The organism is Phytoactinopolyspora endophytica, assembly GCF_004138495.1.
In the GTDB taxonomy this organism is placed as follows: domain Bacteria; phylum Actinomycetota; class Actinomycetes; order Jiangellales; family Jiangellaceae; genus Phytoactinopolyspora; species Phytoactinopolyspora endophytica.
Genome location: NZ_ML142850.1, coordinates 347237 through 357856, shown reverse-complemented (window position 1 = coordinate 357856; position 10620 = coordinate 347237). Strand labels below are relative to the sequence as shown.

The 10620-nt window shown below is 64.2% G+C and carries 7 protein-coding genes; 3 read left to right on the top strand and 4 right to left on the bottom strand.

Annotation, left to right across the window (positions count from 1 at the left end; genetic code table 11):
* Together ELR45_RS04955 and ELR45_RS04950 are read right to left on the bottom strand one after the other, a co-directional pair.
* Nucleotides 1-873: carbohydrate ABC transporter permease (locus tag ELR45_RS04955; protein ID WP_165367486.1), on the bottom strand; the 873-nt coding region annotated here is incomplete at its 3' end.
* Nucleotides 873-2210 (bottom strand): ABC transporter substrate-binding protein, encoded by a 1338-nt coding sequence (locus ELR45_RS04950; RefSeq protein WP_129663927.1) that lies wholly within the window; start codon nt 2208-2210, stop codon nt 873-875. The genes ELR45_RS04955 and ELR45_RS04950, both read right to left, overlap by 1 nt.
* A 250-nt stretch (nt 2211-2460) precedes the next feature.
* Between ELR45_RS04950 and ELR45_RS04945 the strand changes: the two genes are divergently transcribed.
* Nucleotides 2461-3498 carry a LacI family DNA-binding transcriptional regulator gene (locus tag ELR45_RS04945; RefSeq protein ID WP_129663925.1) on the top strand — a complete coding sequence of 346 codons (1038 nt, stop codon included), beginning with the start codon at nt 2461-2463 and terminating at the stop codon, nt 3496-3498.
* 121 nt (nt 3499-3619) lie between these two features.
* Here the strand turns inward: ELR45_RS04945 and ELR45_RS04940 are convergent, their stop codons facing one another.
* Together ELR45_RS04940 and ELR45_RS04935 are read right to left on the bottom strand one after the other, a co-directional pair.
* Entirely contained in the window at nt 3620-5437 is a 1818-nt protein-coding gene (locus tag ELR45_RS04940) for a LamG domain-containing protein (RefSeq protein ID WP_129663923.1), read from the bottom strand.
* A 140-nt stretch (nt 5438-5577) separates the two neighbouring features.
* Nucleotides 5578-7884: a hypothetical protein gene (locus ELR45_RS04935; RefSeq protein ID WP_129663921.1), complete on the bottom strand. Its 2307-nt coding sequence runs from the start codon at nt 7882-7884 to the stop codon at nt 5578-5580.
* Nucleotides 7885-8200: 316 nt separating this feature from the next.
* On the opposite strand from ELR45_RS04935, the gene ELR45_RS04930 reads away from it, so the two are divergent.
* Entirely contained in the window at nt 8201-8980 is a 780-nt protein-coding gene (locus ELR45_RS04930; protein WP_129663919.1) for an IclR family transcriptional regulator, read from the top strand.
* 47 nt (nt 8981-9027) lie between these two features.
* On the top strand, nt 9028-10620 hold a 1593-nt coding region (locus tag ELR45_RS04925; protein WP_420813822.1), incomplete at its 3' end, for an FAD-dependent oxidoreductase.

The following is a 10620-nucleotide window of genomic DNA, read 5'->3' as shown; positions in this document are numbered from 1 at the left end:
GTAACCGATCCGGTCCTGGTTGTGGAACAGCTCGTAGGCCTGCAGGCCATACGTGCGGGTGGCGTCGACGGGTCCGCCCTGGGTCATGAACAACGGCTCGGTGACCAGCTCCAGGGCCCGCAGCCGCAACACGAAGACCAGGAAGATGAACGGGAGCAGCAGCGGGATGGTGATCCGGGCGACGATCCTGAGCTCGCTGGCGCCGTCCGTCCGGGCGGCCTCGACGTAGTCGCGCGGGATGCCGGCCAGCCCGACCAGGAAGAAGATCACGGTCTCGCCGAGGAACCGCCAGGTGTTCATCATCGCGAGCGCCGGCAGCGCAAGATCCGGGTCGCCGAGCCAGTTCGGCGCGGTGTCCGCGCCGACAGCGTCGCTGACGTGGGCGAACATCCCCAGCGTGGGATCGTAGATCCACAGCCACATCGAGAACACGATCGCGGCCGGAAGCACCACAGGGAAGTAGAAGACGGTCCGGTACACCGACGGTGCGTACTTGGTGGCGAGCCGGTCGATCATGATGGCGATCAGCAGCCCCAGCGCCATCGAGCTGACGACGTAGTAGAGGAAGAACTTGACCGAGACCCAGAGCGTCTGCCAGGTCAGCGGGTCCTGGACCCATTCGACGTAGTTGTCGAAGCCGATGAACTCCTTGGTCTCGGTGAGGAAGGAGTAGTCGAAGAACGTCAGGTAAACAGTCTGCGCGAGCGGGTAGAAGACGAAGACGCCCATGAGGACGACCACCGGCGCCACGAAGAGATAGCCGGCGAGAGCGCGCCGAAACCTCCTCGCGACGTCGGGCTTCCGCACAGTCCTGGGCGTCCCCGCGCCCCCGGACGTCCCCGCATCGTCGCGCGTCGTCATTGCGGTGCCCATCACCATTCGTACGCCGAGAACGCGTCGATCAGGTTCTGCTGGGTGTCCTCGGGTGACTGGTCCTGGATGACCATCTTCTCGACCTCGGACTGGTACGTGTTCTGGACGACCTCCACGAACGAGTCGTTCAGCGGGAGCGGGGCACCTTCGAGCATCTGCTGGTACAGCGGCTTCATCCAGTCCGGGAACCTGTCTTCGATGTCGTTCAACGGCAGGAAACGGCCGGCCCCGTCGATCGACTGCTGGATGCCGTCGTCGCTCAGGAACCCGTCGGTGACGAACTGCACCGCCAGCTCGGCGTTCGGGCTATTGGCCGGGATCAGGGCGACGGTGGACCAGAACACGGTGCTGTTGTAGTCACCGCCGAGGTTTCCGCTGAAGCCCAGCTCGTCTTCGGTCAGCCCGGCCTCCATGGAGCGGAGATACTGAGGCTGCCAGTAGCTCTCCATCACGACCTTGCCGGCCTGGAACACCTCGGTAGAGGCGAGCTCCGTGGCGGAGTTCGGTGGGCTGGCCTGTCCGAGCTCCTTGACCAGGGCCAGAGCTTCGAGCGCGGCCGGGTCGGCCACGTTCGGCGTGCCGTTCTCGGCATACGGCGTGTCGGTCATGGTGACCAGGATCGGCAGGAACATCCGGGTGACCCAGTTCCAGTCCGCACCGTAGGCGTACGTGCCGTCGGGAAGGTTCGACTGGACCGTCGCCACCTGGGTGCGCAGTTCCTCCCATGTGGTCGGCGGCCCGCTCATGCCGACGTCGTTCATCAGCGTCTTGTTGTAGAGGAAGCCCATGACGTCCTGCCAGAACGGGAACGCCCAGATCTCGCCGTCCGGCCCGGTTACCTCGCTCAGCACCGAGTCGGCCATCCGCGAGCGGATGTCGTCCGGGATCAGGTCCCCGATCGGCGCGATGGCCCCCGCTTTGGCGAGAGGAGCGGCAAGACTGAACGGCGTCGGACCGAGGAGCACGTCGAACGACGGCTCGTCCTTGCGCGACTCCAGGGTGAAGCGCTGGATGAGCGCCTCCGGGTTACCCTCGGCGGCGGCCAGCGGGGAGATGTCCACGCTCACGCCGCTGTTGTTCTCCTCGAACTGCGTGCCCAGGTCCGGGAGCCATGGCGCGACGTTCTCCATCCATGGCAGGTGGATGACTCGTAACTCGGATGAGGAGCTCCCTCCGCTCCCGCTGTTGCTTGTCTCGTCCTCGTCGCCGCAAGCGCTGAGCAGTCCCATGGCCGGGACGGATAGGCCGGCAGCGGCGCTGGCACGAAGGAAATGACGACGACTGAGTGCGGCGCTGGCGCCGGCGGCTGTCCGGGAAGAGCGGTGGTTGGTAGTCATGATGTCTCCACGGTTAGGGCGTGACTTCACTGTCTTGTTCGGTGGAGCTGTTCGGTCCTGCTCCGCTCGTGGCCGATGAGGGCACTGACGAGCACCCCTATGAGCGTGCTAACAGGTGTGAGCTAAAGTGTGCCCACTGCTGTTAGCATGTGTCAAGGGAGCCATCGCAAAGTGGGGGTAAGTCGCCCGTAGGCGTCAGCGGCCCCTGTTCGGACAGCACGGATAGGTGTTCTGTGGAGAGAGGTAGGTCGTGACGCGACAGCATGGCGTTTCGCGGGCCGACGTCGCAGGAGAGGCGGGTGTCTCACCGACGACGGTCTCGTTGGTTCTCAACGGCCGCGCTGATGAGAAGCGGGTCTCCAAACAGACCCAGGAGCGAGTCCGGGAGGCGGCGTGGCGGTTGCGCTATGTTCCGAACTCGGCCGCCCGGGCGATGGTCGGCAGGCGCCATCTCACGGTGGGAATGGTGACTCGGCAGCCACCGAGCACGCTGCACCTGCCGATCTTCGAGTATTTTGCCGTGGGTGCGGTGGAGGAGGCTGCTCGTCGTCAGCACACGGTGAAGATCCTGCCACCGGTGACCGATGTCGAGTCGTACGATGTCTTCGCCGTCCTGCGCGATGCGCACGTGGATGGCATCGTCGTGCATAACGTCGGGTGGCTCGCCCAGGTGCTGGCCGACTGGCGAATGCCGGTGGTCTATGTCGGTCCAGGGGAGGACCACGATGACCTGCCCCTTGATCGAATCGGTATGGTGACCACCGACGAGCAGGGAGGCATGTGTTCCTCGGCTCGGTACCTTGCCGATGTGGGTCATACGACGGTAGGGGTGGTGGGCAATGCCACGCCAGAAGGGGCGCCGTTGCGTCGTATGCGGGCATTCATCGATGAATTCGCACACCATCGCGGGGGTATCTCGCACTATATCGATCCTGGGGACTGGACATGGTCGCCGGAAGACGGCCACCGGGCCACCAAACAGTTGCTGGAGGCGTGGCCCGGCATCACCGCTGTGCAAGTCGGCTCCGATTGGATGGCGATCGGCGCCATGCGAGCACTGGTAGAGGCCGGCCGCCGCATCCCCGATGACGTGGCGGTCGTGGGGTTCGGTGACTTTCCGGTGAGCGCCTTCCTGAACCCGCCACTGACGACGGTGACGTGGCCGCTCCATGATCTCGGGGGCAAGGCGGTGGAGATGCTGCTGGCGCAACTCGACGGCAAGCCGGACGGACTCGGTGCGGTGGTCCTCCCGACCGAGCTGGTAGTCCGAAGCTCGACGCGTCAATGACCATAGACATGTCACGGCGGGTGGCAGGTTCGGGGCGAGAAGCCCTGAACCCCCACCCGCCTTCGAACGTCAGCAGGGTATTCAGCGCAGAGCCGCGGGCCTGTTGAGAGGTCGCGATCTCTTAGTAGGGGTGGTCCCGAAAGATCTCTCCTGACCTCAGCAGGGTGCCCGTCTCGCATTGGTACTCGTCCGTCGGTGTAACGCACTCATAGATGCTGAGGGCTTCATTCTGGACGAAGTTGTACACGTAGACATTGCGCCAATCAATGCCTTCGAACTCTTGGTCGTGCAGCGCCAGCATGAACCAGCGGAACAGCTGCAGGCGCTGTGTCTCGGTGACAATCTCGGCATCGCCGTCACCGTCGACATCGTGCTTGTTGCGGAACCCGAACTCGTCGATCCAGAAGGCCTTCGGTGTGCCGATCTTGTCGACCACCGGGTCCATTACGTCGACGATGTGGTCCCTGATCGTGCTGTATCCGGTGCCCAGGTCGAGGTCATAGGGTCGGTACGGGTATACGTGTGTGCCTATGAGGTCGGCGTTGGCGATGTAGTCAGGGCTGCCCGATTGGTTCGGATGGGTGCCCTGAAGAAGCTGCAGGAACAGCTCCGGATCCAGGTAGCTGGCGCCCTTGTTCTCGACGTGCCCGTGCGGTATGTCGGCGAAGCCGCCGGTGACGACCTTGACCACGTTCTGCCCGAAGACTTCGTCAGCGACCTGACTCGCGCGTGAGATCGCTTGCCCCCACTTGTCGATGCCCACGCGGATCTGCTCGTAGGCAGGATCACTCCACTCGGTCTCTTCGTTCACGCCAGTCGTTGCCGGGTCGTCGTTGCGGTAGATCTTCCCCTGTGTGGGATCGAACTCAGGGAGATCACCGTTGAAGCCGATCCAGTTCAGCTCATTGCCGATGATGAGCGCACTGATCGCACAGCCGGCGCTCTCGAGCTCTGTGAGGTATCCACGCAGAGCCGTCTCGAAGAGTGCTGGATTTAGATCGGAGATCCGGAAGACATCGGCGAAGTTCGTCCGGACAGCCTTGGCCGTGCCATCAGGGTAGTAAAACTCGTTTCCGCCCAGCCCGATCACGAGGGTGACGTCCAAGTCCTCCTCGTTCACCGCATGGCATACCTGATCCTTCACGGCGGGCCACTGGCCCTCCCGCTCATCCCGGAAGTCCCTGGCGAAGGCGAGCCGGACGCGATTGATCCCGGAGTCGTCCATGGCAGCGAGGACGTCATGCTGCGCCTCAATGGGCCGGTTGTCCCACCAGCCGAGGTTGCTCTGCGCGACGCCCATGCGCACGACGTTGGTGACCCTCACGTTGTCGAAATGGGCAGCTGTCTGCCAGGTTCCGAGCCCGATGCCGCCTGAGGCGTGCGTGCCGTCGTGGACGGAGATCTTCAACGTCTTGTCGACATGAATGGTGAAATGGTCTCCCCGGCCTTCGACGTCGATCCAGTGGTCGGCGCCGTTGGTGATGCTGACGGGCGCCTGCGCAATGGTGGTCAGGTTCCCGCCGGCTCGCTTCCTCAGCTGGACCGAGGTGGGCGTGAGGTATACGACGTAGTGGTTGTCCAGGTTGGTGTAGCGGAAGAGCACCCGGACGGCGTCACCGCCGGCCTCGAGGTCGAGTGGCTTGACCTGCACGCTCAGGTGGAAGGGCGTCCACGTCGGGTCGTCGATCATGCTGGTCCCGCCGACACCCGAGCCGGTGGCTGACTGCTCGTACACCAGGTTGTCTCCGGTGCCGGCGACGACATCCCAGGTGCCGGAGTCTCTCGTCCAGCCGGCATCGTTGTCGTCTTGGAAGCCGTCGGAGAACGCCGCCGTCTGGGCGGCTGCGGTGTCGATCTGAGCGGGCTGGAGCCCGATGGCCGACAAGGCCATGGTGACGATCAGGACAAGGGCATACCTCGCGGTTGTGGAATGTGTCATCGATCCCTGCCTTTCGCTTCGTTGCGTGGCGTTTGACCGTGATCAGTGCGGGTGGACTAGCGTCCTGCAGATCGAGCGCCATAGGCCACGATCTGCAGGACGCAGTGTCTTGAGGTGGGGTCGACGGAGTCCGCCGGGTGTCAGTAGGGGTACTCGGCGAAGACCTCTCCGACCGGCAGCAGCTTGCCGTCGTCGTAGGCGGCCCACGGGCCGTCGTCGAAGGAGTACATCATGATGGTGCTGAAGTTCACGTCGGCCAGCGCGGGGTCCTGCAGCGCCCGCACGAACGTCCGATACAGCTCCAGTCGTTGCTCCTCGGTGATCAGCTCGCCCTGCAGGGTGATCGCGTCCCGGCGGTAGGCGCCGGCTTCTGCGACCATGAATGTGTAGTCCGGCCCGATCGCGTCGATGATCGGATCCATGATCTCAGTCACGAACTCCACGGTGGTGGCGTAAGCCGTGTCTGGGTTCGTGTCGTAGGAGCGGCCACCGTTCTGGAATGGGTAGAGGTGCACGCCGATCTGGTCCATCGTCGACAGGTAGTCGGGGGCGTTCGCGGGCTGGTCCTGGTGACTGCCTTCCAGCAACGTCAGGAAGAGTTCCGGCCGCACGGTGACCCTGTCGTTCTCCATGATCCCCTCGGTGTCGGGGTGGTTGAGCCCGCCCGAGACGAGCTCGACATCGCCGAGCCGGCTCATCGAGTCGGTGACATGCCGCGCTTGCTCCAGTAGTCGGCCGTACTTCTCGATGCCTTCGCGGGTCTTGGCGAACTCCGGATCCGACAGGTCGGTGTCCAGGTCGAAGATCTTCGGTCCCTCGACCTCGCGCAGGTCGCCGTTGAACCCGAACCAGTTCACCTCGTTGCCCAGACCAACCTGGTCGAGCTGGGCTCCGGTGTCCCGGAAGTGTTTCAGGAACGTGCGGTATGCCCGCGCGAAGCGATGCGGGTCGATGTCGGACAGCCGGTACGCTCCCCACGAGATCGAGCCGAAGACCTTCTCCGTTCCCTTCGGGTAGTACTGCGGATCGCCGGTGAAAGAGAAGCTCATCAACACGTCCAGGTTGATCTCGTTCGCATGCTTGACCCAGTCGCTGGCCATCCGCAGGTACTTGTACCGCGTGTAGGTGAGCCGCGCGCGGTTCATACCGTTGTCTTTCATCTCATCGAGCAGGGCGAACTGGTCGAACTTGTTGTGTGTCTCGACGTCGTCGAACTGCGCCACCGTGCCGTGCGTGCCCAGGCCGACCCTGCCTTCGGCGAAGGTGGAGTCCTCGGCGGACAGGACGGCGGTGTGGTTCAGGTAGACGTCGATGTCCGAACCGTAGGCGTCGATGTCGACGTACAGCGGCGTCTCCGGCTCGATCTCGACGTCCTCGGGCAGGGGTGCCTGGGCGATGACCTCGGAGGCGTTGCTGACCTTCCGCTCGAGGGTCACGGTCGTCGAGCTGACATGGACGGCGTAGTAGTTCCACCGGTTGACCAGGCGGAACATCACCGACGCGCGCTTGTCGCCGTCCAGCTCCTCGACCGGGATCAGCGTCGCCCGTGTCGTGGAGTCCGCCCTCACGGTGCTAGCCCAGGCAGACATGGCCAGCGGATCCCTGCCGTCGTCGTTCTCGCTCGCCTCGACGACGTTGTTGTCGTCCTGTCCGTTCTCGATCTCACGCGGGACGAGGTCCCAGTCCCCGATCCGCTGCCACCGGTTCACGTTGTTCTGGAACGTGTCCACGAAGAACCGCTCGTACCAATGGAGGTTGGCCCGCATCACGCCGAGCTCGATGGGCTTCGAGACCCGGACGTCATCGAATGCGGCAGAGGCTCCCCAGGTGCCAAGCCCGACCTGGCCGTCGGCCAGGTCCGAGTCGTAGCTCGACGCCACCAGATTGTGATCGACGTAGGCCTTGATGTAGTCGGACCTCAGCTCGATCTCGAGGAGGTGGCCGGAGCCCGCTGCCAGATCGATCGACGCGCTGGCGAGCGTGCTCTGTGTCCCGTCGACTGTCTTCGTCAGCTCGAGCTGGCCCGCGCCGACTTCGACAGCGTAGAAGTTGGACTCGTCCTGGTAGCGAGCGATCAGACCGACCTCACCATTGGTCAGATCCGACGCCGTGACCTCGGCGGCGAGGTTGTAGTTACGCCAGCCCCGGTCACCGGCGATCGCATGCGCGGCCTGGTCCGGTTGGCTCTCGCTCTGCCGGTAGACCTTGTTCCCGGAGCCGTCATCGACGATGGACCACGACCCGCCGAGGGCGGTCCACCGGTCCGTGCCGCCAGACTCGAAGTCGTCGTCGAAGAAGGTGGTCTGTGCCGATGCCGTCGGGGTCGATACGACGGCGATGAGCTGCGTGAAGGAGACCATCAGCGCCGTGGCCAAAGCAAGGAACGTGACGTTCCAGCGAGCTGGAATACGCCTGCGCCTTTTCGCTAGCAGCCTCGTTGTCGCCATGCGAGCAATCCCTTCCCTCGGTGTGGCGCTAGGAGCGCGTGTCCAGGCCGGGCGCTTCCACGGCGATCGAGCGTGCCGCGACGTTCAGAGAGTCCGGCCATTGCGCTGTCAGCGTCCGAGGTACGCCCTGCGGTGCTAACAGCTATTAGCACCGCAGTGTGCCGTTGCCTTCTTGCATCCGTCAAGGGGTCGCCGATGAAGGAGCCGCCCGCCGTGATCGGGAGGGTTCGCCCAGTTCGAGGTTAGATGTCGCCTAGCTTGGCGGGTGCGTCCCTGACGCTTGTCCTAAGCGCATAGCGCTTGATAGCGTCACATCATGCGTGATGGCCAGCCTCGGGCGAGAGGCGACGGCGGTGAGATCAAGGCGCTGCACCATGGTCTGGAGATCCTCAGCCTCATGGTCCGGGCGGGCCGGCCGCTGTCGGCAACGGCCATCGGTGAGCGGGTCGGACTACATCAGACGTCGGTATCGCGGATTATCCGCACTCTGTCGGCCGATGGATATGTGCGTAGGGCCGGTAGCCGCGGATATGTGCCCGACTTCGGCGTCTTTGCTCTGGGAACGGCCGCCGTCGAAGGGTTTCATTTGGTGGACACGGCGCGTCCGGCCATGGAAGACATCGCCGCGGAATTTGACGGGTTCGAAGCGACGCTGGCGACGCTGTGGCGGGGCGAGTTGCTTCACTTCAACCGAACGCGGCTGGGGCAGGCGTCCATCCCGTTCTCCAGCAGAGGCTTCCCGTTCCATCTCTCCTCGGCGGCATTGCGCCTCATGGCGGATCGTCCCCATGCGGAGGCGATCGCCCTGCTGGAGCAGTCACGGGATCGTCAAGGCTGGAAGCGGCCGACCGACAGGGTCCCGGGCACGCCCGCCGAGATAGCGGACCTGTTGGGGAGCGCGGTGGAACGTGGGGTGCTGATCCTGCGCCGCTGGGTGACGGAGTCCCATGTGGCCGGATCCATAGATGTCGAGTTGCCGAACTACCCACCGTTCGCGCTGTCCGTGGCAGGCGAGGCGGAGCGGGTGGACGACGACTCGCTGCGACTGTGGCTGCACGAGGCGCGGCGGCGTGTGGAGAAGGACTTCGTTCCCTGAGCCAAGCAGCGGGGAAGGCGCCTTCCCTCTAGGGCATCGAGCCGAGACTGAAGGAGAGACAGGCAATGCGTGAACAGCTCGTCCGCAGCGATGTCACGGTTATCGGTGGGGGCCTCGCGGGCGTGTGCGCGGCCGTGGCCGCGGCAAGACTCGGGCAGCAGGTCAGCTTGGTCAACAACCGGCCAGTGCTGGGCGGCAACTCGTCCAGCGAGGTGCGGGTGTGGGTCGTGGGCGCGACGGCACACGGCGTCCACCGGTTCGCCCGGGAGGGCGGGATCATGGGCGAACTGTTCGTCGAGAATCAGTACCGCAATCCGGAAGGGAATCCCTATCTCTGGGACGCGCTGATCCTTGAGACCGTCAAGGCGGAACCGAACATCAGCTTGTTCTTGAACACCGACTGCCGCGACGTCGAGGCCAGCGGCCCGGAACACGGCCGGCGAATACAGTCCGTGACCGGGTGGACCATGGGTTCTGAGCTGTCGACGCGGTTTGAAAGCCCGGTGTTCTTGGACTGCACCGGTGACGGCCTGATCGGACACCTGGCGGGCGCCGAGTATCGGATCGGCAGAGAATCGCGCCATGAGTTCTCAGAGTCGTGGGCGCCAGACGTGGCCGACGACGTCACACTCGGCAGCACACTGCTGTTCTATACGAAGGACGCCGGCGAAAAGGTCGACTACATTCCGCCGTCGTTCGCCAAGGACATCACCCAGACGTCAATACCCGAGCGGCGTGTGATTCGCTCGGGAGACAACGGTTGTGCGTACTGGTGGATTGAATGGGGCGGCGAGCTCGACACCGTTCACGAGAATGAGCGCATCCGCGACGAGCTGTGGTCGGTGATCTACGGTATCTGGGACTACATCAAGAACTCGGGCAAGTTCGACGCCGATACGATGACGTTGGAATGGGTCGGTTCGATACCTGGCAAGCGTGAATACCGGCGTTTCATCGGTGATCACACCCTGACCCAGAACGAAGTGCTTGACCAGGCGCCCTTCGAGGACCGAATCGCATTCGGCGGATGGTCGATCGATCTGCATCCGCCCGGAGGAATGTACGCCGCCGACGCAGGCTCGAAGCACCTGTTCACCGACGGCAGCTACCACATTCCTTACCGCTGCCTGTACTCAACGAATGTCGAGAACCTGATGTTCGCGGGCCGGAACATCTCGGCCAGTCATGTGGCGTTCGGGACCACGCGAGTGATGGCCACGTGCGCAACGATCGGCGAAGCCGCCGGGACCGCCGCCGCGCTGTGTGCCGAACACGGCTTCTCTGCACGCGTGCTCGGTCAGGCGCATGTGCCGCTGTTGCAACAGACGCTGCTGCGGCAGGACGCGTCGCTGCTCGGCGTTCGCGGTTCCGACGACGCGGACTTGGCTCGCTCCGCGACGGTGACCGCGTCGAGCACTCTGCAGGCCATCGAGATCCAGCCCGGCGGCCTTCGACACGGACTAGCTTCCGACGCAGGTCTCGTTGTTCCGGTGGATACGGCATTCGGCGGCTTGAGCATCATGCTGGACGCAGCGACGGACACGCAGCTCGACGTTGAGGTCCACGACACAGGCAGGCCCCAGAACTACGTCCCGGCAGAGCTCATCGACGCCGTGCACGTCTCAGTCGCGCGTGGTGCG

Excerpts from the sequence above, each read along its gene's own strand:
- ELR45_RS04950 (WP_129663927.1), bottom strand. The coding sequence starts at position 2,210 with ATGACTACCAACCACCGCTCTTCCCGGACAGCCGCCGGCGCCAGCGCC.
- ELR45_RS04940 (WP_129663923.1), bottom strand. The coding sequence starts at position 5,437 with ATGACACATTCCACAACCGCGAGGTATGCCCTTGTCCTGATCGTCACC.
- ELR45_RS04935 (WP_129663921.1), bottom strand. The coding sequence starts at position 7,884 with ATGGCGACAACGAGGCTGCTAGCGAAAAGGCGCAGGCGTATTCCAGCT.
- ELR45_RS04930 (WP_129663919.1), top strand. The coding sequence starts at position 8,201 with ATGCGTGATGGCCAGCCTCGGGCGAGAGGCGACGGCGGTGAGATCAAG.